Source organism: Acinetobacter terrestris (assembly GCF_004331155.1).
Taxonomy (GTDB): domain Bacteria; phylum Pseudomonadota; class Gammaproteobacteria; order Pseudomonadales; family Moraxellaceae; genus Acinetobacter; species Acinetobacter terrestris.
On the sequence record NZ_SJNZ01000035.1, the window covers coordinates 1 to 22,783 of the forward strand.

16 protein-coding genes, 1 tRNA gene and 3 pseudogenes are annotated in these 22,783 nt (G+C 42.1%); 3 read left to right on the forward strand and 17 right to left on the reverse strand.

All coding sequences use genetic code 11. The annotated features are described in order from the left end of the window. Both E0H81_RS14640 and E0H81_RS14645 read left to right on the forward strand, forming a co-directional pair. Window positions 1-945: pseudogene (locus tag E0H81_RS14640) on the forward strand (hypothetical protein); the annotation flags it as partial. A gap of 222 nt (window positions 946-1,167) precedes the next feature. Next, window positions 1,168-2,154 (forward strand): annotated as a pseudogene (locus tag E0H81_RS14645) (hypothetical protein); the annotation flags it as partial. Between the two features lie 98 nt (window positions 2,155-2,252). Here the strand turns inward: E0H81_RS14645 and htpG are convergent. The 5 genes from htpG to E0H81_RS14670 form a co-directional block, all read right to left on the reverse strand. Beyond that, entirely contained in the window at window positions 2,253-4,172 is a 1,920-nt protein-coding gene (gene htpG / locus E0H81_RS14650) for a molecular chaperone HtpG (protein WP_131319933.1), read from the reverse strand. Between the two features lie 94 nt (window positions 4,173-4,266). Beyond that, complete coding sequence (locus E0H81_RS14655) at window positions 4,267-4,611, reverse strand: lysozyme inhibitor LprI family protein (RefSeq protein WP_131319935.1); 345 nt, start codon at window positions 4,609-4,611, stop codon at window positions 4,267-4,269. 165 nt (window positions 4,612-4,776) lie between these two features. Beyond that, a complete protein-coding gene (locus E0H81_RS14660; protein WP_131319937.1) occupies window positions 4,777-5,436 on the reverse strand; it encodes an OmpW/AlkL family protein in 660 nt (219 codons plus the stop codon). Window positions 5,437-5,754: 318 nt separating this feature from the next. Further along, window positions 5,755-7,122 carry a Na+/H+ antiporter family protein gene (locus E0H81_RS14665; RefSeq protein ID WP_131319939.1) on the reverse strand — a complete coding sequence of 456 codons (1,368 nt, stop codon included), beginning with the start codon at window positions 7,120-7,122 and terminating at the stop codon, window positions 5,755-5,757. Window positions 7,123-7,252: 130 nt separating this feature from the next. Continuing rightward, entirely contained in the window at window positions 7,253-8,122 is an 870-nt protein-coding gene (locus E0H81_RS14670; protein ID WP_131319941.1) for an alpha/beta fold hydrolase, read from the reverse strand. Window positions 8,123-8,238: 116 nt separating this feature from the next. Here E0H81_RS14670 and E0H81_RS14675 point away from each other — a divergent pair. Then, window positions 8,239-8,726: pseudogene (locus E0H81_RS14675) on the forward strand (PaaI family thioesterase). A 48-nt stretch (window positions 8,727-8,774) separates the two neighbouring features. Here the strand turns inward: E0H81_RS14675 and E0H81_RS14680 are convergent. The 12 genes from E0H81_RS14680 to E0H81_RS14735 all read right to left on the reverse strand — a co-directional run. Continuing rightward, entirely contained in the window at window positions 8,775-9,134 is a 360-nt protein-coding gene (locus E0H81_RS14680; RefSeq protein ID WP_131269500.1) for a YMGG-like glycine zipper-containing protein, read from the reverse strand. A gap of 146 nt (window positions 9,135-9,280) precedes the next feature. Then, the gene (locus E0H81_RS14685; protein ID WP_131319943.1) at window positions 9,281-9,820 is read right to left on the reverse strand and encodes a hypothetical protein; all 540 of its coding nucleotides are present in this window, start codon (window positions 9,818-9,820) and stop codon (window positions 9,281-9,283) included. 163 nt (window positions 9,821-9,983) lie between these two features. Continuing rightward, complete coding sequence (rpoC, locus tag E0H81_RS14690; protein ID WP_131319945.1) at window positions 9,984-14,183, reverse strand: DNA-directed RNA polymerase subunit beta'; 4,200 nt, start codon at window positions 14,181-14,183, stop codon at window positions 9,984-9,986. A 186-nt stretch (window positions 14,184-14,369) separates the two neighbouring features. Next, a complete protein-coding gene (rpoB, locus tag E0H81_RS14695) occupies window positions 14,370-18,458 on the reverse strand; it encodes a DNA-directed RNA polymerase subunit beta (protein WP_131319947.1) in 4,089 nt (1,362 codons plus the stop codon). Between the two features lie 304 nt (window positions 18,459-18,762). Next, window positions 18,763-19,128 (reverse strand): 50S ribosomal protein L7/L12, encoded by a 366-nt coding sequence (gene rplL / locus E0H81_RS14700; RefSeq protein ID WP_067869002.1) that lies wholly within the window; start codon window positions 19,126-19,128, stop codon window positions 18,763-18,765. Window positions 19,129-19,170: 42 nt separating this feature from the next. Further along, the gene (rplJ, locus tag E0H81_RS14705) at window positions 19,171-19,695 is read right to left on the reverse strand and encodes a 50S ribosomal protein L10 (protein WP_131269508.1); all 525 of its coding nucleotides are present in this window, start codon (window positions 19,693-19,695) and stop codon (window positions 19,171-19,173) included. 327 nt (window positions 19,696-20,022) lie between these two features. After that, the gene (gene rplA, locus E0H81_RS14710) at window positions 20,023-20,718 is read right to left on the reverse strand and encodes a 50S ribosomal protein L1 (RefSeq protein WP_131269509.1); all 696 of its coding nucleotides are present in this window, start codon (window positions 20,716-20,718) and stop codon (window positions 20,023-20,025) included. Window positions 20,719-20,721: 3 nt separating this feature from the next. Beyond that, the gene (rplK, locus tag E0H81_RS14715; protein ID WP_004813566.1) at window positions 20,722-21,150 is read right to left on the reverse strand and encodes a 50S ribosomal protein L11; all 429 of its coding nucleotides are present in this window, start codon (window positions 21,148-21,150) and stop codon (window positions 20,722-20,724) included. Window positions 21,151-21,270: 120 nt separating this feature from the next. After that, a complete protein-coding gene (gene nusG, locus E0H81_RS14720) occupies window positions 21,271-21,804 on the reverse strand; it encodes a transcription termination/antitermination protein NusG (protein WP_067869011.1) in 534 nt (177 codons plus the stop codon). 7 nt (window positions 21,805-21,811) lie between these two features. After that, window positions 21,812-22,252: a preprotein translocase subunit SecE gene (secE, locus tag E0H81_RS14725; protein ID WP_067726920.1), complete on the reverse strand. Its 441-nt coding sequence runs from the start codon at window positions 22,250-22,252 to the stop codon at window positions 21,812-21,814. A gap of 73 nt (window positions 22,253-22,325) precedes the next feature. Continuing rightward, window positions 22,326-22,401: transfer RNA gene (locus E0H81_RS14730), tRNA-Trp, on the reverse strand. 52 nt (window positions 22,402-22,453) lie between these two features. Further along, on the reverse strand, window positions 22,454-22,783 hold a 330-nt coding region (locus E0H81_RS14735; protein WP_483396359.1), incomplete at its 5' end, for an EF-Tu C-terminal domain-related protein.

The window sequence follows — 22,783 nt, forward strand, 5'->3', positions numbered from 1 at the left end:
GAGACCGAGACCGAGACCGAGACCGAGACCGAGACCGAGACCGAGACCGAGACCGAGACCGAGACCGAGAAAAACTTAACGCTGTCTACACCTCTTCTACCAGAACAAAATCAAATCAGTGATCCCGATTTAATCGAGTTAAATGAGCACGTTATTAATCAATTGCCACAAAGATTAGAAGATGATCAACAGGCAATTCCTGCAATAACAGCTCAAAAAAGTATCGGAAAGGATTCTCCAGAAAGCTTAGAACTGGGCCCATATATTGCGCATATTCATCCTCTTGATGAGGAAAATGCTGCTGCACAGGAGTTATATGTCTTAGACATTTCAGACCTTGCAGAAATTTCTCAACATCTTGATTTGCTCATACATGCTGCAGATGTACAGAACTGGTCACAACGCCCCATTTATCTGGCTGAACAAATCAATTCGCAAGGTTGTTTTATCAAATATTTAGCATTGTTAGGTACAGAGCATCAAGCACAAGCCATTCATTTATCGAATGTATTTTCTGAGCAAAATCAACATTGCATAGCTGCAATTAAAGAAATTTCCTGGCATGATCTGGCAGAACACTTGACTGATTTTGAAGCCTTATTTTATAGCTATACACGAAAAGCAGCCTTAATTTGGAACAATGAAAACTATCTTCCTTTTATCCCTGCCCAGCTTTTCCAAAGACAAAAATTTATTCAATTTAAAGAAAGCCCTGCTGACTTTAAGACACCGCTGCTGTTATTAAAGGAAAGACAAAAAATTCGGGTTATTCATGGAAAGAAACGCTTAAGTCTGTCTCGAACGGAATTGGCTTATCCTTATTTGTTATTAGAGCGTCACCACGGCGTGAGCTGGCAATTAATTCAGAATATTGTTGCCCAGCTAGAATCACCCATCGATTGTTATCAATTATATGAGGCAATTCAAAAGCATATTTCAGATTAAGTTTTATTTTTTTGTAGCTAAAGCTTGCTTTTTAGTCGTCATTTTTACGAGACTATCGAATGATCAGAATTTAAGAGCAAGGATATGCCCCAAAAGAAAATAAGTTTATCAAAACCCCTCTTATTTACACTGTTGTTTGGGATCATGAGCGCCTCAAATGGATCTGAGAGTGCGGAACAAAGCACTGATTCATCCACAAGTTCAGCATTAGCTGAGGATGAAGATAATAATTTGCTTTATCAAATTCCAAACTGGATTGATGCTCTACCGACATTTTTGCCGCAACAGTCGAATGAACCAAGTGTTCCTCCGGCTTTACAAACTGCAGACCGAACTTGGCTAGACCGTAACCAGCTTAAAATTCGGGACTGGGCAGATCATACCTCGCATAAAATTGACAATTGGTTTGGCAAAACTGATCCAGAAAAACCGGCATCTGCGACCTTACGCGTGATTATGGATAATAACTGGAATAAACATGATGGTTATGAAATTAAACCGCGTATTCGCGGTAAAGTAAAACTTCCAACTTTAGAGCGCAAAGTGAGTTTAGTCTTTGGTGATGATTCTTTAGATAATGAACTGGATAATAACGTTGCCATTACCAATGAGAATTTGGGCAATAGCAATGATAAAACTTTAGACCGGCAACGTACCCGTGAAAATAACAGTTCTTTTGCATTTCGTTGGTCAGACTTTTCTAAGCGCCTGCCTTTCGAAACCGATGCAGATTTGGGTCTCCGTTCAGGAGATGATGTGTATCTGCGCCTGAAAGCCTCCAAAGACTGGCAACTGGAAAATGACTTCAGTTTCCATGCTGAACAAATTTATCGCTATGGTGTTGATAGCAAAAATTATTTGAGAACCAATACCGAACTTACCCATGCTCGGCCTAATCAGCCATTTTTATCCAATCAATTCAGCCTGACTTATGCAGATGATCAAGATGATGACTTAAGCTGGGATAACAACCTGTTTAGGCAACATCAATTTTTCCATGAAAATAGCTTTAGTTATGGGCTCTATACCGGTGGTTTTTTAAATAATAATGACTTACGTTTAAATAGCTGGGGTCCCTTTGTTTCTTGGCGCCAACCTTTATGGCGTGAATGGTTCTATGTCCAAGGCAATTTAAATTATATTAACAATCATCGGGATGATCGTAGCCATTTCATTAGTACATCGGTGCGTTTGGAAGCCTTGTTTTAATCTCCTTTATGCATAACTGTTACTTCTCCTCATTTCAATATCTCTCAATGAAAAAAAAACCTCCCGAAGGAGGTTTTTTTGGCTCATGAAAAGCCAGCTTATTTCAACAATAAATTATTAATACGTTTCACGTATTCAGCCGGGTCATCAGGTAAACCCCCTTCTGCAATGACTGCCTGATCGAAGATTACATTGGCCAGATCATCAAACTGAGTCGAGCCTTCCAGTTTTTTTACCAAAGGATGTTCTGGGTTAATTTCCAGAATCGGTTTACTTTCTGGCACAGCCTGACCTGCCTGTTTTAACATACGAATCAGTTGTGGAGAAAGCTCACCTTCACTAGTCACCAAACATGCGGGAGAATCGACCAAACGTGTGGTTACACGCACTTCTTTGGTTTTGGCTTTCAATGAGTCTGACAATTTTTCAACGATTGGTTTGAATTGTTCAGCGGCAGCTTCAAGTGCTTTCTTCTCCTCTGCATCCTGCAAATCGCCTAGGTCTACTGCACCTTTAGCCACGTTTTGCATAGGGATACCATCGAATTCATTGACGAATTCCATCGCCCATTCATCCACACGGTCCGCCATCAATAGCACTTCAATGCCTTTTTTCTTGAACAGTTCCAGTTGTGGTGAGTTTTTTGCAGCACTTAGACTATCGGCAGTCACGTAATAAATGGCTTTTTGCCCTTCTTTCATTCGTGCTTTGTAATCTGCCAATGAAGTTGCAATCTCATCATTGGTCGATGTAGAGAAACGTAATAATTTTAAGATACGTTCACGGTTGCCAAAGTCTTCGCCCAAACCTTCTTTAATCACTGAACCAAATTCAGCATAGAACTGTTTGAATTTCTCTTGGTCTTTTTCATCTTCCGATTTTGCCAAGCTATCCAGCATGGTCAAAATACGGCGGGTATTACCTTCGCGAATGGTTTTAACATCACGACTTTCCTGTAGCAGTTCACGGCTGACATTCAGTGGAAGATCGGCACTATCAACCACACCCTGCACAAAACGCAAATAATTTGGAATCAGGTTATCCGCTTCATCCATAATGAACACGCGTTTTACATACAGCTTGATGCCCGCTTTCGCTTCACGGGTGAAAATATTGTGCGGCGCTTTGCTTGGCACATACAATAATTGGGTATATTCGGTACTACCTTCAACTCGATTGTGTGCCCAAGCCAATGGTGCCTCAAAGTCGTGGCTTAAGTTCTTATAAAACTCAATGTATTGCTCGTCAGTGATCTCATTTTTATTTCGAGTCCAAAGTGCGCTGGCTGAGTTAATCGCTTCCCATTCATCCGTTTTGACCATCTGACCGGCTTTAGCTTCTTCACCTTCAGCCGCTTCTTCTTGCTGCCAGACTTCTTTTTGCATTTCAATTGGTAAGCTAATATGGTCAGAATACTTATTGATGATTTGCTTAACTTTATAAGACTCTAAATAATCCAGTGCATTATCACGTAAATGTAAAATGATATCTGTTCCACGTGAAGTCTTGCTGATTTGTTCAACTTCGAAATCACCTGTGCCGGTACTGATCCAGCGTACGCCATCAGCAGCATCTGCCGCAGCATGGCGGGATTCAACAGTAATTTTTTCGGCAACAATAAAGCCTGAATAGAAACCGACACCAAACTGACCAATCAATTGCGCATCCGCTTTCTGATCACCTGACAGTCTAGACATAAAGTCTTTGGTGCCTGATTTGGCAATGGTACCTAAGTTATCAATGGCTTCTTGTTCAGTTAAACCAATCCCGTTGTCTGAAATGGTGATGGTTTTATTGTCTTTATCGAGACTGACACGAACATGCAGTTCAGGATCATTTTCATAATATTCAGGATGATTGATCCCTTCAAAGCGCAACTTATCACATGCATCCGAAGCATTTGAAATCAGTTCGCGCAAGAAAATTTCCGGATTTGAATACAGTGAATGCGTCACCAAATGTAAAAGTTGCGCTACTTCCGCCTGGAAACTATGTTTTTGTGTACTTTGTTCGCTCATCAGTCGCTCCTTAAATTCATTGAACACTTTTTATTGAATGCTTAATGAATGGAGTGACTTAAGAATTTTTCAATAGCGAGGAATAAATTTTTTCTTAAAAAGGGCCTTGTTTATAAACACGATCCATATACATATCCAGTTTTTGCTGGCGCATCTTATACACTTCGGTTAAACAGCGGCTCGAGTTAACACATTGATCACGTAATTGTAACCACTTCACCTGCTCATCCTGAATAACACCCCGAGTCCCCATAGGCACTAAACGCTTCACAATATTATAAGTGGTTGCCATTTTCACATCGGCATCATTTACCACACGATGCTCACAAATCGCATGTTCTGTTTGTGTTCGGGCATGATCACAATTGAAACTTGCTGCATACGCAGATCCACTGAATAGGCTAAAAAAGACCACACTGTATAAATTGAATAATTTCATGATTTATTTTCTCTTTTTAGCTTATTTTCTATAATCAACTTAAACAAGTTTGGGCTTATTAAATAGTATCAAAGTGCTCAATCTCTGTGATTTCTTGTAAGTTTTTCATTAAAAAACCCCATCTATAAAGATGAGGTTTCTTTATGCTATTTTTTTATTTTAGCCCTAGAATTTGTAGCTATAACCAAGAGTATAAACCCAAGGATTTACTTCAAGGTCACCTAAACTGACTTTAGTACCATCAGCTGTTTTTGCTGTTAATTCAGTTTTCACATCTGCATAACGTACATCTGCAAACACACCCCAGTTTTTAGCATCTGCCGGTTGGAAGTTAAAACCAACTTGCCCTGCAACACCGTATGCGACATCAGCATCCAACTTTTCAGCACCTGTTGCAGTTTTAGTTGTTTGAGATAATTCTTCATCCCAAGGTACAACTACGGTCGCGCCTACACCAATATATGGCGTAAAGCGAGTTGAATTTTTAAAGTTATATTTTGCGGTAATAGTAGGCGGTAAATGTTTGAAAGATGCTGCATTTTCAATTGGTCCAATGTTTACATCATGCTCAAAAGGTAATGCGAGCAATAACTCTACTGAAATGGGTGAATTGTTGAAAAAATATTCAACAGATGGCGTGAAGTTAACTTCATTACTTACTTGTGCTTTCAATGGGGTGACTACACCACCAACCGGAACATTTAAAGTACCGTTGTCATCATTTTGTGGTGCCAATGCAGAAGCGCCTAATTTCACCTGCCAGTCACCTGCCATCGCTGAAGCAGACATCCCCAATAATGCAATAAAAGCAGTTTGCTTTAACATTTTTAATACCCCATGGAAGAATAATAATAGTAAAAATAAAATATTAATTAATAATAAACACGAGACAAATTAATATGCAATAGCGATTAATTAATAATAATTATGTTTATTTTTAAGTAATTGATAATATTAAATATTTATTTTAAATAGACCAACTTGGTTGGTTTTAAAACCAACCAAGTTAATCAGGTTTTATTATTATATTCCGAGTATATTAATCAGATTTATTATATTAAGTATTTAAAAGATCTATTTTAAATACATCTATTAATATTATACATAAAACAAATTCAAACTAAATAAAAATATGCGTTTGAATTAAAGAACCATTGCCGCAATCCATCCAAATACCATTAAAGGAATATTAAAATGGATAAAAGTAGGAACCACGCTGTCTTTCATATGGTCATGCTGACCATCCATGTTTAAACCTGAAGTTGGACCTAAAGTCGAATCCGAGGCTGGAGATCCGGCATCACCCAAAGCGGCTGCAGTACCAATCAAGGCAATGGTTGCGGCAGGACTAAAACCGAACTGGATACATAACGGCACATAGATAATGGCTAAAATTGGCACCGTAGAGAACGATGAACCAATCCCTAAAGTAATTAGTAAACCGACCAGCAACATTAAGAATGCAGCCAAACCCTTACTGTTACCAATCCACTCAACAGATGCGTTGACCAAAGCAGGAACTTGATTGGTGGCTTCAATGACAGATGCAAAACCTTGTGCGGCAATCATGATAAAACCGACCAATGCCATCATTCGCATACCGGTAATAATCACATCGTCCGCTTCTTTCCATTTAAAAATACCCGCGCAGCTTAAAATCGCTACACCCACCAAACCGGCAAGAATCATCGAATCTGAATAAAGCTGTACGCTTAGGGTCGCAATGACTGCAAAAGCGGCCATAAACAAGGTGAATTTTGCGATTTGTGGTTTGGCATTCGCATCGCTAACGACATCGCCCGAAATGCTATGATGACTTGGCTCAAGCTTAACTTCTTTATAAATTCTTGGCTTGCGATAAGTAAAAAACAGTGCAACCAACAACCCCAAAAACATGCCAAAAACGGGAATTGCCATTGCAGATGGAATTTGATCGAAGCTAATTTCAAAACCGTATGGCTTACCAAAGGTATTGATGTTTTGGCCCAGAATATCATTCAGGAAAATGGCGCCAAATCCGACCGGAACCAGCATATAAGTGGCACACAAACCAAAAGTTAATAAACAGGCCACAGCACGGCGGTCTAACTTTAAATGGTTAAAGACACTTAACAAAGGCGGAATCAAAACCGGGATAAAAGCAATATGAACAGGAATCAGGTTTTGCGAAGATACCGCGGCAGCCACAATCGTAAAGAAAATTAGAAATTTAACTTTATTTTGCGATTGAACATTGGCATCTCCTTTTAAGGTGGAAACCAGTTTGTAAGCCAGTAAATCAGGCAAACCGGAGCGGGCCAAAGCAAGCGCAAATGCACCTAAAACGCCATAGGCCAAGGCAATTTTAGCCCCGCCACCTAGACCATTATTAAATGCATCTAGCGTTCCTTGCAGGCCCAGACCGGCCAGCAAACCACCGGTAACAGCACCGATCACCAATGCAAATACCACAGGTACACGAGCTAATGAGAGTCCGAACATGACTCCGATAGCGGCAATAATTGCGAACATAATTAATTGAGGAAAAGATGAAAAGTCGATATTTTATCAGATTCACTCTTTTGAAACTGTAAATTGATTGCTTTTATCCAGCATCAACTTTTTCATTTAAATTCATGCAATTAAATATAAGTAAATAGATTTAAATCTGTTGCAGTGCAAAGCTTCGGATATAATCTGCGACCAATTTGGGTTGGCTTAATATTGCCCAATGGTTGGCATCGACATCGACACGCTGAAAATTTTCAGCCCATTTCGGCATTTCATCAATCAGTTCAGGACTGACAAAATTGTCCTGTTTCAGCACAATCGCCTGGACCGGACAAATTGCAAAACGCTGACGTGGCCGAGTTAAGCATGGCAGAAAATTGGCCCGATACAGCCCGATTCCATGTTTGCCATCTGAAGCGATATGAGGATTTGAAGGCAAGTTTTTTTTGTGCTCTAACTTTTCAAGCACTTTGCCCCATTTTTCAGGACTGAAAAAACTCCAGACTGTCGGTGCCAGCAATGGCAGCTGAAAAACTGCGATATACCAAGACTTGGTGAGCTGCTTAAACAACTTGCTCTTGTGCTGTTTAAACTGATGACGCATCCAAAAGGCGGCGTGGTCTAAACATGGCCCTGAAATCGTACTATAAGATAAAATTCGCGCTTTAAATTTAGCTTCGGTAATCGACTCCCAGGACTGGATAGAACCCCAATCATGCGCTGTCAGGTGAAAAGGCCGATCTTTTAATACCGCATTCACGACACTTTCTAAATCTAAAGATAACTGTGCCAAGCGATAGTCACGAATACGTGCCGGAATAGAGGATTGCCCTGCTCCACGCACATCATAAGTGACAATATAAAAGTCCTGAATCAGCTCCTGAATAACCGGTTCCCATACCTCTTGATTATCCGGATAACCATGCACCAAAACTAAAGCCGGTTTTTCATCACTCCCCCATGTTTTCACATAGAGTCTCTGCTGATCCTGGGTGTTTACCCACTGGGTTTTTGCTTGCATAATCTTTTCTCATTTTTTATTGGCTATTTATATGGATGACTGGGCAACCTGATTAATGCCTCAATTTTAGTTCTGCTCTAGTATGGTCGGAGTAGCCATAAAAATAATTGACCCATATGAGCCTATTAAAAAAACTACAGACAATACCTGCGATTTGCCAATTCATGATCAATCACTATGCACCTTATCGGATGGCAAGCATTAAGATTGAAAGAATGGATCTGGAAAATTATCATATTCGTGTGAAAATGCCTTTAACACGTAAAAGTCAAAATGTGCTTGGAGTACATTTCGGCGGCAGCTGATACTCCATGGTTAATCCATTTTTTATGCTTTTACTGATGCATCATCTCGGATCAAAATATATCGTCTGGGATAAATCGGCAAACATTCATTTTCTCTTGCCAGGACGCAACACTGTCTATGCCGATATTCACTTAGATGCTGCTGAAATCATCCATATTAAACAGCTTAGCGCCAATTACGTTCCGGTACATCGCAAATACACAGTCAATATTTTTGATAATGTGGTATCCGCATTGTAGAGGTTGAAAAAAAGGTCTATAGCCGTAGAAAAAACCCAAAACCCGCCACTCGACATTAAAAAAGCGCTTGTTGATCAAGCGCTTTTATTTAAAATTTTTACGTTAAATTAACGTTTTTTCTGTTCGATGGCAGCTCCGGCACCGCCACCAATTGCTCCCCCAATCGCAGCGCCGGCATTGCCGCCAAACACGCCTTTACCGACAGCAGAACCAATTGCACCGCCTACACCACTATAAGTGGCATTACGGTTAGAACCGCCTTGGGTTTTACTGCCGACTGCTGCGCCTGCACCACCACCGACTGCTGCACCAACGCCACCGCCAACTTTATTACCTACACCGCCACCCACTGCACCACCCAGTGCTGCTGCGCCGATTCGCTGGTCCCTAGTGGACATACTGTCACAACCCGCCAACATAAAAGTGGATAAGGTCGCTACTGCCATTACACTCATTAATTTTTTCATGGGACTTCCTTCTGTTCTCACTTTTCTTAGTCTTAGCTTAAGCCTAATTTGTGGAGAGTAATAAATGCAAAATGTTACCCATTCGCACTGAAATGCTGCATTTTGTAAAAAGTCATGAAATATTTCACAGTTTTTATAAATTAAGTTTATTCATCTTCACTCAGCAGCACAATATCGCGTGTGGTGACACCATTTTCAGTGAGAACTGCATGTGAGGTTTTAGTGCTATCTTCTAGATTCTTCTTCTGATCCAGCTTTAAGGTCCGATGAACAGGCTCTTGTCCTTGTTTGAACTCGACACCTTCTGCATCAATTTTCTTGGTTTGGGAAAGTATTTTTCCGTCTTGCTTTATGGTGGTATTCAATTCAATTTTTGATGTCGGCACAATAACACTGCCTTTTTGAATCACAGGAATAGAAAGCTGCTTTTCAGAAAATTGCGTCTGGTTATCTTCTAAATGGACTTCACGCACAACAATATCTTTGCCTTTATTGGTCACTTCAAAAATTGTGGCATCGACACTGCGCTTAGGTTCTTGCCCTGCAACTCGACGGATCACTTCGGTCTTTAAGATCGGAACAACAGCTTTATCTTCGACCACAATCGTATTTGGCATGGGCGCAGCAATGACAGCAGCAGAAATAGATAAAAGTGAAAGTGCTAAAAGTTGTTGTGTCAGTTTCATCAGTTTGCCCCGTTATGTTTTTAAATATCTAAATAAAATCAAAATTTTTATCTGTTCTGTTTTTAATATAGGAAATTATAGGACTTAAGGAAAGCGTTATTTTTCATTTATTTGAGATAAAAAAAAGCCACCCAAAGGTGGCTTTTTTGTTTAAACCGTCTGATTACAGACCGTTAAACTCATCATTAAATGCTTGGCTTAATGCTTGATCAACATCAGAGAAGTCATTTACAAGCTCATGCTCTGCAGCTTCAGCTTCTTGACGACGACGTTCTAAGTGATACGCAAGACCCGTACCTGCAGGAATCAAACGACCCACAACAACGTTCTCTTTCAGACCGCGTAGATCATCTTCTTTACCTGTTACAGCAGCTTCAGTTAACACACGAGTTGTTTCCTGGAACGATGCAGCAGAGATGAACGAGTCAGTAGAAAGCGATGCTTTAGTAATACCCATCAATTGACGTTCATACTTCGCAGGGAACTTGTTCTGAGCAAGTACAGCTTGATTTTCAGTAACCATGCGGATGTAATCCACTTGTTCGCCTTTAATGAAGCTGGTATCGCCACCATCAGTGATTTCTACTTTACGCAACATTTGACGCACAATAACTTCGATGTGCTTGTCGTTGATTTTTACACCTTGCAGACGATAAACGTCCTGAACTTCGTTCACGATGTAGTTAGTCAACGCCACTTCACCTTTCAGACGTAAGATGTCATGCGGGTTTTGTGGACCGTCAGAAACTGTTTCACCACGGTTTACATGTTCGCCTTCGTACACGTTAATGGTACGCCATTTCGGAATCAACTCTTCGTAAATTTCAGAGCCGTCGTCTGGAGTAATCACTAAACGGTTTTTACCTTTGGTCTCTTTACCGAAGCTTACAACACCTGAAATTTCAGCCAGGATTGCATGTTCTTTCGGTTTACGTGCTTCGAACAAGTCAGCTACACGTGGAAGACCACCGGTAATATCACGGGTACGTGAAGTTTCTTGTGGTACACGACCAATAACGTCACCCACACCGATTGTTTCGCCATCACGGACAGAAAGAATGGTGTTTTGTGGCAAGAAGTAGAACTGTTCGCCACCATCCACTGTGTCTAACACAACAGCAGGACGTAGATCTTTACCTGACGCAGGACGTGAAGTCACTGGCAAGATTTCGATAGTCGACATACCTGTTGCATCATCAGTTTTCGATGTAACAGTTACGCCATCAGCGATTTGGCTGAAACGTACTTTACCTGCAACTTCGGTAACAAGTGGATGCGTATGCGGATCCCAAGTTGCAACGATACCGCCAGCTGCTACAGCTTCGCCATCTTTCAGTACGATTGATGCACCGTATGGGATTTTGTAGCGTTCGCGTTCACGACCTAAGTCATCCGCAATACCGATTTCACCTGAACGAGAAGTCGATACCAAGTGACCTTTGGCATGTTGTACAGTTTTCACGTTATGGAAACGTACAGTACCTTTGTTACGCACTTGAACACTGTTTGCAGCAGAAGTTCGGCTTGCAGCACCACCCACGTGGAATGTACGCATGGTTAACTGGGTACCCGGTTCACCAATTGATTGCGCAGCCATAACACCTACAGACTCACCAGGATTTACCTGATGACCACGTGCAAGGTCACGACCATAACATTTCGCACATACACCGAAAGTAGATTCACAAGAAACTACTGAGCGCACTTTAACTTCGTCGACACCCGCTTCTTCAATGAAGGCAGCAAGTTTTTCGTCAATAAGCGTATTACGTGGAAGAATGACTTCGTCAGAACCAACACGTTTCACATCTTCAGCAACAACACGACCCAATACTCGAGCACCCAGGTTCTCGATGACATCACCACCCTGAATGAATGGAGTCATCACTAGACCGCTTAAAGTACCGCAATCAGGTTCAGTAATCACCAAATCCTGCGCTACGTCTACCAGACGACGAGTCAAGTAACCAGAGTTCGCTGTTTTAAGTGCTGTATCGGCCAAACCTTTACGCGCACCGTGTGTTGAAATGAAGTACTGAAGTACGGTCAAACCTTCACGGAAGTTTGCTTTAATCGGGGTTTCAATGATCGAACCATCGGGTTTCGCCATCAAACCACGCATACCTGCAAGCTGACGAATCTGAGCTGCCGAACCACGGGCACCAGAGTCAGACATCATGTAGATACTGTTGAATGATTTTTGCTTCTCGTCTTCACCCTGTTTGTTTTTAACAGTGGTGAAAGACAAATTGTCCATCATCGCTTTCGCTACTTGGTCATTGGTACGTGCCCAAATATCGACAACCTTGTTATAACGTTCACCGGCAGTTACGAAACCTTGTTCAAACTGCTGTTCGATTTCACGAACTTCAGTTTCTGCTTTTTCGATAATCGTATACTTGGTTGGCGGAATAAGCATATCTTCCATACCAACAGATACACCAGAGCGAGTCGCTTGACGGAAGCCTAGGTACATCAACTGGTCAGCAAAGATAACGGTATCTTTAAGACCCAATTTACGGTAGCAAGAGTTAATTAACTTAGAGATGTTCTTTTTCGTCATCTCAACGTTAATTTGCTGGAAGTCCATACCTTCAGGAACAACTTCCCAAAGTAAGCAACGGCCAGGAGTGGTATCAACAATAATGGTTTGCTGTTCGCGGTTACCATCTTCATCAATGACAGTCTGGTGTACACGTGCTTTTACGCGAGCGTGCAAGTTCACTTGACCGGTAGCCAATGCGCGGTTTACTTCGTCAGTATCCGCAAACACCATGCCTTCACCTTTGGCATTGATTGCATCACGCGTGATGTAATACAAGCCCAAGACAACGTCCTGAGACGGTACGATGATTGGTTCACCGTTCGCTGGAGACAAGATGTTGTTAGTCGACATCATTAACGCACGAGCTTCTAACTGAGCTTCAAGTGTTAATGGAACGTGTACCGCCATTTGGTCACCGTCGAAGTCGGCGTTGAACGCAGCACATACGAGTGGGTGTAGACGGATCGCTTTACCTTCAATCAGGGTCGGTTCAAATGCTTGAAGACCCAAACGGTGAAGTGTTGGCGCACGGTTCAACATCACTGGATGTTGACGAATCACATGAGCAAGAACGTCCCAAACTTCTGGAGTTTCGCGTTCAACCATTTTCTTCGCAGCTTTAATGGTTGTTGCTTGGCCAGACGCCTGTAGTTTCGCAAAGATAAATGGTTTGAATAATTCAAGTGCCATTTTCTTAGGAAGACCACATTGGTGCAAACGTAAAGTCGGACCTACTGTAATAACCGAACGACCTGAATAGTCGACACGTTTACCCAACAAGTTTTGACGGAAACGACCTTGTTTACCTTTGATCATGTCTGCCAAAGATTTAAGAGGACGTTTGTTTGAACCCGTGATTGCGCGACCACGACGACCGTTATCAAGCAATGCATCTACAGACTCTTGCAACATACGTTTTTCGTTACGTACGATGATGTCTGGCGCTGAAAGGTCAAGAAGACGTTTCAAACGGTTGTTACGGTTGATTACACGACGGTAAAGATCGTTCAAGTCAGAAGTCGCAAAACGACCACCTTCAAGCGGAACTAACGGACGAAGATCTGGTGGAAGGACTGGAAGTACAGTCAACACCATCCATTCAGGCTTGTTGTTCGAATCGTTGAACGCTTCCATCAACTTCAAACGTTTAGACGCTTTCTTAAGCTTGGTTTCTGAAGTTGTCTGTGGAATTTCTTCACGAAGACGCGCAATTTCAGCTTCAAGATCGATGTCTTTCAACAAATCCTGAATTGCTTCTGCACCCATTTTCGCGCTGAATTCATCACCGTGTTCTTCTAACGCTGTGAAGTATTCTTCATCGTTAAGAAGTTGGTATTTCTCCATTGGAGTCATACCCGGATCTGTTACAACGTAAGATTCGAAATACAATACACGTTCGATATCACGTAAAGTCATGTCTAAAAGAAGACCGATACGGGATGGTAATGATTTCAAGAACCAGATGTGCGCAACCGGTGAAGCAAGGTCAATATGACCCATACGTTCACGACGAACTTTCGCAGTCGTTACTTCAACGCCACATTTTTCACAAATGACGCCTTTGTATTTCATACGCTTGTATTTACCACACAAGCATTCGTAATCTTTTACTGGACCAAAGATTTTGGCACAGAATAAACCATCACGTTCTGGTTTGAACGTACGATAGTTAATTGTCTCAGGTTTTTTAACTTCACCGTGAGACCATGACTTAATCATTTCTGGTGACGCAAGACCAATGCGGATGCGATCAAACTCTACTGGAGCATGACCGTCTGAATCCGTCTTTTTGCGCATGATATCGAGCAAGTCTTTCAATTTTTTTCTCCGTGTGTCGAGGAGTTTTTCTCCTCCCCGACTGGGTCACAAATATTGTTTTTTAACTGATTTAATCCCCTTCAACGCCCTTTGTTGCGAAGCGAACTTCTCAGGGGGAAAACTCCTCAAAACAAGAGGAGCGAATCCCCCCTTTGATAAAGGGGGTTGGGGGGATTGAATGGTTACTTAGTCACCATTTTTCAGTTCAATGTTGATACCTAAAGAACGGATCTCTTTGGTCAATACGTTGAACGATTCAGGCATGCCCGGATCCATATGATGGTTACCATCGACAATGTTCTTGTAGATGCGAGTACGGCCTTCAACGTCATCCGACTTAACAGTAAGCATTTCTTGAAGCGTATAAGCTGCGCCATATGCTTCAAGCGCCCAGACTTCCATTTCACCGAAACGCTGACCACCGAATTGAGCTTTACCACCCAATGGCTGTTGAGTCACAAGTGAGTAAGAACCTGTAGAACGCGCATGCATCTTGTCATCAACCAAGTGATTCAGTTTCAACATGTACATGTAACCTACAGTTACTGGACGGTCGAAACGTTCACCTGTACGTCCGTCAAACAATACGGTTTGACCAGAACGTGGAATGTCTGCAAGTTCAAGCAACTCTTTGATTTGGCCTTCATCAGCACCATCAAATACAGGCGTTGCAAGTGGAATACCTTTACGCAAGTTTTTAGAAAGCGCCAAGATTTCATCATCAGTCAAGCTATCAAGATCTTCTTGCTCGCCACCAACTTTGTTATAAATCTTGTCTAAGAAGATACGCAGTTCGGCAATAGTACGCTGTTCTTGCAACATCTTGTCGATTTTATCGCCAAGACCTTTTGCAGCCATACCCAAGTGAGTTTCAAGAATCTGACCCACGTTCATACGTGAAGGTACACCCAGTGGGTTCAACACGATATCAACAGGTACACCGTTGGCATCATGCGGCATGTCTTCTACTGGCAAGATGTTAGATACAACACCCTTGTTACCATGACGACCCGCCATTTTATCACCCGGTTGGATGCGACGTTTTACAGCCAAGTAAACTTTAACAACTTTCAATACGCCAGTTGTAAGCTCATCACCTGTAGAAAGTTTGCGTTTTTTCTCTGCAAATTTCTCGTCAATCTCGATGCCTTTCTCTTTCAAGAACACTTGAATTTGAGTTAAGCGTTCAGCAATGCCTTCATCAACAGGTTGAATTTCAAGCAGATCAACAAGCTCTAAACCAGATAACAAATCTTCAGTCAGTTTATCACCGCGTTTAGTTGTACCACCACCGTTCGATTCTTGACCTTTTAACAGGCGAACAATACGTTCACGCGCAGCTTCTTCGAAGATTTTAAACTCTTCTTTCAAGTCTTTGCGGTATGCATCCAATTGCGCTTTTTCAATTGCTTGAGCACGTTCGTCTTTTTCAAGACCGTCACGTGTAAACACTTGAACATCAATTACTGTACCTTTAACACCTGAAGCCACACGTAAAGATGAATCTTTAACGTCAGCCGCTTTTTCACCGAAGATTGCACGTAGCAATTTTTCTTCCGGTGTTAACTGGGTTTCGCCTTTTGGCGTAACTTTACCTACAAGAATATCACCGGCAGTTACTTCAGCACCGATATAAACGATACCTGATTCATCCAGCTTAGACAGTGCAGCTTCACCCACGTTAGGAATATCGGCAGTAATTTCTTCTGCACCTAACTTGGTATCACGAGCAACACATGACAATTCTTGAATATGAATTGAAGTTAAACGGTCTTCTTGAAGAACACGTTCAGATAACAAAATCGAGTCTTCGTAGTTGTAACCGTTCCAGGTCATGAATGCTACGCGCATGTTTTGACCAAGCGCCAATTCACCACCGTCAGTCGATGGACCATCAGCCAATACGTCGTCACGACCCACTTTATCACCAATGTTCACGAGAACTTTTTGGTTAATACAGGTGTTTTGGTTCGAACGGGTATATTTGATCAGGTTGTAGATATCTACACCTGCTTCACCAGCGATCATTTCTTCTTCGTTTACACGAATAACCACACGCGATGCATCAACAAACTCGATACGACCGCCACGTTTTGCAAGAACACATACACCCGAGTCATGCGCTACGTTGGCTTCCATACCGGTACCGACAAGTGGTTTGTCAGCAATCAGCGTAGGTACAGCCTGACGTTGCATGTTTGAACCCATCAACGCACGGTTGGCGTCATCGTGTTCAAGGAATGGAATAAGTGATGCCGCAACCGATACAATCTGCTGAGCAGAAACATCCATATGCGTCACTTTTTCAGGCGGCATACGTACGAAGTCACCTTGATGACGTACTGATACAAATTCTTCTGTTAATTTACCGTTTTTATCCAAACTAGCATCGGCCTGTGCAATGACAGTACCCACTTCTTCAATCGCAGATAAATACTCGATATCCATAGTGACGCTGCCGTCAATCACTTTACGATACGGTGTTTCCAAGAAACCGAAGTTATTACATTTTGCATAAACAGAAAGTGAGTTGATCAAACCAATGTTTGGTCCCTCAGGAGTCTCAATTGGACACACACGACCGTAGTGAGTTTGATGTACGTCACGTACTTCAAAGCCTGCACGTTCACGAGTCAAACCGCCGGGTCCAAGCGCCGATACACGACGTTTGTGTGTAATTTCAGACAATGGATTATTTTGATCCATGAACTGAGACAACTGGCTTGAACCAAAGAATTCTTTGATTGCAGCAGCAACTGGTTTCGCATTGATTAAATCTTGCGGAGACAAGTTGTCTGTTTCAGCCTGAGATAGACGCTCTTTAACAGCACGTTCTACACGAACCAGACCCACACGGAATTGGTTTTCTGTCATTTCACCGACTGAACGTACGCGACGGTTACCCAAGTGATCGATATCGTCGACTTCACCTTTACCGTTACGGATTTCAACAAGTGTCTTAAGAACGTCTGTGATATCTGAATTTGAAAGAATACCTTCAACTTCACGAGACTTCTGATCTGTACCGACTTCGTAAGGACGACCCAAACGACGGTTGAACTTCATGCGGCCTACTGGAGACAAGTCATAACGTTCTGATGAGAAGAACAAGTTGTTGAATAAGTTTTCAGCAGCTTCTTTTGTTGGTGGCTCACCTGGACGCATTACTTTGTAGATTTCTACAAGTGCTTCTTCACGACCTGAAGTCGTATCTGCGCGTAAAGAATCCGCAACAAAAGAACCACGGTCGATGTCATTGGTGAACAAAATATTGAACTGCTTAACGCCGCCTTCTGCAATCTTCACCATGATCTCATGGCTCAATACGGTGTTTGCAGCAATTACGTCGCCATCTTTCAATGGGATGTCTTCAGCAGTAATACGTTCGTACAAGTACTCATCAGGAACAGAAAGCTTGGTTAAACCAGATGCTTCCATTTGACGTACATGACGTGCATTAATACGTTTACCTTGCTCAACAATCGCTTTGCCGTCAGCATCAAGAATGTCGAATTGAGCCATTTCACCGCGCAGGCGTTCAGGCACAAGGTCAATTTGGTAGCTACCCATGTCAAGATAGACAGGGACTTTTTCATAGAACATGTCTAGGACTTGTTCGTTGCTATAACCTAGTGCACGAAGTACCACAGTCGCGAGTAATTTACGACGACGGTCAATACGTACAAAGACAAGGTCTTTTGCATCGAATTCAAAATCTAACCATGAACCACGGTAAGGAATGATACGTGCTGAATAAAGAACTTTACCGCTAGAGTGAGTTTTGCCTTTATCGTGGTCAAAGAATACACCAGGTGAACGATGTAATTGAGACACAATTACACGCTCAGTACCATTGATCACAAAGGTACCGTTTTCGGTCATGAGCGGCATTTCGCCCATGTAAACTTCTTGTTCACGTACGTCTTTAATTGATTTGGTTTCGCGATCTTTAATGATCAAACGAATTTTTACACGCATGGGTGCCGCATAAGTCGAACCACGTAAAATACATTCACGCACATCAAACTCAGGCTTACCAAGACTATACTCAACAAATTCTAAAGCAGCATTGCCAGAATAACTTTCAATAGGAAAAACTGAACGAAATGCGGCTTGGAGACCGATATCTTCGCGGTTTTTTGGAGTTTTGCCATCTTGTAGGAATGTTCTGTACGAGTCGACTTGAATCGAAAGCAAGTACGGAGCATCCATGACGCTAGGCAATTTACCAAAATTCTTACGGATCCGTTTCTTTTCGGTATATGAGTATGCCATCTGGAGTCCTCGGAAAGTAAACTAAGCCCGCCTGCAGAACGAGCCTAGAAGGAATTACACAGGCCGATATGGCCACCACTTTTTACAAATGCTGCAATTTTTAGTGGTATTAAAACGCTTAGCAATATTTTCAAATATGATAAATATTGGTAAGCATTTAATTTTATTGATTTATTATAATAATTGACGGTTTTTACATCAATCAAACAAAAATCGAGCCGATAATTGTAACGCAAAAAGGCTGATGACCCAAGAGCCATCAGCCAAATTTCGGGATCAATTTAAAAATTGATCCCTAGTACCATTACTTAACAGTAATTGTAGCACCAGTAGTTTCAAGCTTAGTTTTAAGTTCAGCAGCTTCTTCTTTAGAAACGCCTTCTTTAAGAATAGCTGGAGCGCTTTCAACCATGTCTTTAGCTTCTTTCAAGCCAAGACCAGTAACTTCACGAACTGCTTTAATTACAGCAACTTTGTTCGCGCCGAAAGAAGTCAATTCAACATTGAATTCTGATTGCTCTTCAGCAGCAGCAGCAGCAGGACCTGCAGCTACAGCAACTGCAGCAGCAGATACGTTGAATTTTTCTTCGAAAGCAGAAATAAGTTCTACAAGTTCAAGAACAGTTTTTTCAGCAACTGCGTTTAGGATTTCTTCGTTTGTTAAAGCCATGAGAGTAACTCCAAATGGGTATTGAATGGTGTGTGAGTAGATTTAAGCTTCTGTTGCTTCGGTTGCTTCTGGAGCTTCATTTTTCTCTTGAAGCGCTGTAAGTAAGCGACCCAATTTCGAAATAGGAGCCTGAAGAACAGAGGCAAGCATAGTAAGCGCTTTTTCTTGGTTCGGAAGATTCGCGATAACGCTAATTTCTTCGCCTTGATAAAGTTTGCCGTCAAATGCAGCAGCTTTAAGTTCAAATGCTTTGTTAGTTTTCGCAAATTCTTCAAACAAACGAGCAGCAGCGCCCATGTCATCTTCAGAAGTCGAGAAAGCTAAGATTGTTGGGCCAACAAGGTTGTCGTTCAAGATATTGAATGGAGTATCTTGAAGAGCGCGTTTAGCTAAAGTATTACGTACAACACGTGTAGCAACACCCAGTTTACGAGCTTCAACACGTAAAGCAGTTAATTGCCCTACAGTTAAACCTTGGTAGTCAGCAACAACAGCAGCAAATGCAGTAGAAGCAATTTCAGTTACTTCAGCTACGATCTGTTTTTTGCCTTCGATAAGAAGAGCCATTGTAAAACCTCCTAACGGTGATTTATGTGCTTACGCGAAGCACACTCCCAATTCGTAAATTCATTGCTGAACTTACACGCGGAGGATGAACAAATCACACCACCGCGTCTACTCGGACTGGACTTTTAAGAAGTGATTTCCGAAGAGATCCCCTCGCCCGAGGTCTTTGACGCTGATAAACAAATATTTATCAATTCAAAGTCTGCCTAAATTATCCCCTCTCCTTATAGGAGAGGGCTAGGGAGAGGTTTAACCCTCTTCCCGACCTTCTTCCAAAGGGAGAAGGAGACTTTTTCAGGGCTTTAAAATTCTGTACTAAGTCGAAACTTATTTAGAAATGTTTGCTACATCAACAACAAGACCAGGACCCATAGTTGAGCTCAAAGTGATCTTTTGGATATAGATACCTTTAGAAGTAGCAGGTTTTGCTTTCTTAAGGTCAGCTACAAGAGCTTCAAGGTTTTGACGGATCGCAGCAGCATCAAAGCCAACTTGACCAATCGCGGCGTGGATAATACCGCCTTTGTCTACACGGTAACGTGCTTGACCAGCTTTAGCGTTTTTAACAGCGTTAGCTACGTCAGGAGTTACAGTACCCACTTTAGGGTTAGGCATTAAGCCACGTGGACCAAGAATCGTACCCAACTTACCAACTACGCGCATTGCATCTGGAGCAGCAATGACTACGTCGAAGTCTAAGTTACCAGCTTGAATGCTTTCAGCAAGATCTTCAAAACCAACGATGTCCGCGCCTTCAGCTTTAGCAGCTTCAGCAGCAGCGCCTTGAGCAAACACAGCAACACGTACAGTTTTACCAGTACCTGCAGGAAGTGTAGTCGCGCCACGAACAACTTGGTCAGATTTACGAGGGTCAACACCAAGATTTACTGATACATCCAAAGATTCTTTGAATTTAACAGCTGGGATAGTGTTAAGAATTTGTACCGCTTCTTCCAAAGTGTAAACTTTGTTCGCTTCAACAGCAGTAGCGATGGCTTTTTGACGTTTAGTTAATTTAGCCATGTCTTATAACTCCACTTCCAAGCCCATAGAACGCGCAGAACCAGCAATGGTACGTACACGTGCGTCTAAATCAGCACCAGTTAAATCTGGTTCTTTAGTAGTCGCAATTTCTTCTAATTGAGCGCGAGTCAACTTACCAACTTTAGTTTTGTTAGGTACAGCTGAACCCTTTTGAATACCAGCAGCTTTCTTAAGAAGAATTGCAGCAGGCGGAGTTTTCATAATGAATGTGAACGACTTATCGTTGTACACAGTAATCACTACAGGAATTGGTAGACCAGCTTCAAGTTTTTGTGTAGCAGCATTGAATTCTTTACAGAATGCCATGATGTTAACACCACGTTGACCTAGTGCAGGACCAATCGGTGGAGATGGATTCGCTTTACCAGCTGGAACTTGCAGCTTGATATAGCCGTCAATCTTCTTAGCCATTTCAAATTACCTCTGGGTGCAAACGCCGATGAAGGCTCCCCAATGATTCTAAGTAACGATAACCGTTACAATAACAATGCCCGATCCATAACAAACCGGGCGTTTTCTAACCAACTTAAATTAGTTCGCTTTTTCGACTTGGCGAAATTCGAGCTCGACTTGAGTTGGTCGATTAAATACATTAATTGTCAACGTTAAACGTGACTTCTCGTACTGAACTTCTTCCACCACGCCTTTAAAGTCGGTGAATGGACCGTCAGTCACGAGTAATTCTTCGCCTGGTTCAAACATCGTCTTAGGACGAGGTGCTTCACCAGTATTGCGTACACGTGCAAGAATCGCATCAGCTTCTTTTTGCGTAATGGGTGCAGGTTTTTCTGCAGTACCACCGATGAAACCGAGTACTTTTGGACATTCTTTAACAATGTGCCAAGTATCATCGTTCATTTCCATTTCAACTAATACATAGCCAGGAAAGAATTTACGCTCTGATTTACGCTTCTTACCATCCTTCATTTCTACGACTTCTTCAGTCGGAACGAGGACTTCACCAAAGCTATCGGCTACAGCGCTACGCTGGATTCGATCATTAAGCGAGCGTAACACTTGTTTTTCATAACCTGAATAGGCATGAATAATGTACCAACGTTTCATAGCTCTCTTACCCGATAATAAACTTCATTAACCAGCCCAAAATGTAATCAAAACACCATAAAACAATGGAAGCGATTACAACAACTGCAAGAACATGCCAAGATGTGGTCACTGTTTCTTGCTTGGTCGGCCAAGTCACACGACGTAACTCAATTCGCGCATCTTTCAATAGACGAACAAAGCCTTTGCCTTGATGGGTGGCGTATAATAAACCTAAAGCCACTACGATACAAGCCAAAATCACAGCAACGCGCACACCGACATTATTCGCAGGTGCCCAATATGCTGGCAAATACTGACCCGCCATGGCTGCACCGACTAATAAAATCAATGCGATAACCCATAGAACTATATCTAAAGGAGACCCAGAATTAACAACTTCAGCAGGATTATTTCTTTGTGGAATTGGCGCTTCGCTTAATGCGTCACGCGATTTATCATTCGACATTTTTGTACTCGTCGTAGGCTTCGCGACTTATTATATGACAATTTAACCAGCATCAAGTTTTTTTTTAAAAAAATGGCAGGCCAGGAGGGACTCGAACCCCCAACATTCGGTTTTGGAGACCGACGCTCTACCAATTGAACTACTGACCTAACATACAAATCGGGAACCAGAGCCCCCGACCTGTAATTTCAACTTTTTATATTATAGAGTTACTTTAGCAACTACACCAGCACCAACTGTACGACCACCTTCACGGATCGCAAAACGTAGACCTGGGTCCATTGCGATTGGGTGAATCAATTCTACTGACATTTCAACGTTGTCACCAGGCATTACCATTTCCACGCCTTCTTGTAATTGGATTGCGCCAGTTACGTCAGTTGTACGGAAATAGAATTGTGGACGGTAACCGTTAAGGAATGGTGTATGACGACCACCCTCTTCTTTAGAAAGTACGTATACTTCTGCGTCGAATTTAGTATGCGGTTTGATTGTACCTGGTTTAGCAAGTACTTGACCACGTTGCACGTC

Bases quoted from the DNA above. Each gene is read 5' to 3' on its own strand.
- nusG (WP_067869011.1), bottom strand. From the start codon at position 21,804: ATGAAACGTTGGTACATTATTCATGCCTATTCAGGTTATGAAAAACAA.
- rplJ (WP_131269508.1), bottom strand. From the start codon at position 19,695: ATGGCTCTTCTTATCGAAGGCAAAAAACAGATCGTAGCTGAAGTAACT.
- E0H81_RS14685 (WP_131319943.1), bottom strand. From the start codon at position 9,820: ATGAAACTGACACAACAACTTTTAGCACTTTCACTTTTATCTATTTCT.
- rpoB (WP_131319947.1), bottom strand. From the start codon at position 18,458: ATGGCATACTCATATACCGAAAAGAAACGGATCCGTAAGAATTTTGGT.
- E0H81_RS14660 (WP_131319937.1), bottom strand. From the start codon at position 5,436: ATGTTAAAGCAAACTGCTTTTATTGCATTATTGGGGATGTCTGCTTCA.
- rplK (WP_004813566.1), bottom strand. From the start codon at position 21,150: ATGGCTAAGAAGATTGACGGCTATATCAAGCTGCAAGTTCCAGCTGGT.
- rplL (WP_067869002.1), bottom strand. From the start codon at position 19,128: ATGGCTTTAACAAACGAAGAAATCCTAAACGCAGTTGCTGAAAAAACT.
- rplA (WP_131269509.1), bottom strand. From the start codon at position 20,718: ATGGCTAAATTAACTAAACGTCAAAAAGCCATCGCTACTGCTGTTGAA.
- E0H81_RS14680 (WP_131269500.1), bottom strand. From the start codon at position 9,134: ATGAAAAAATTAATGAGTGTAATGGCAGTAGCGACCTTATCCACTTTT.
- E0H81_RS14665 (WP_131319939.1), bottom strand. From the start codon at position 7,122: ATGTTCGCAATTATTGCCGCTATCGGAGTCATGTTCGGACTCTCATTA.
- secE (WP_067726920.1), bottom strand. From the start codon at position 22,252: ATGTCGAATGATAAATCGCGTGACGCATTAAGCGAAGCGCCAATTCCA.
- htpG (WP_131319933.1), bottom strand. From the start codon at position 4,172: ATGAGCGAACAAAGTACACAAAAACATAGTTTCCAGGCGGAAGTAGCG.
- E0H81_RS14670 (WP_131319941.1), bottom strand. From the start codon at position 8,122: ATGCAAGCAAAAACCCAGTGGGTAAACACCCAGGATCAGCAGAGACTC.
- E0H81_RS14655 (WP_131319935.1), bottom strand. From the start codon at position 4,611: ATGAAATTATTCAATTTATACAGTGTGGTCTTTTTTAGCCTATTCAGT.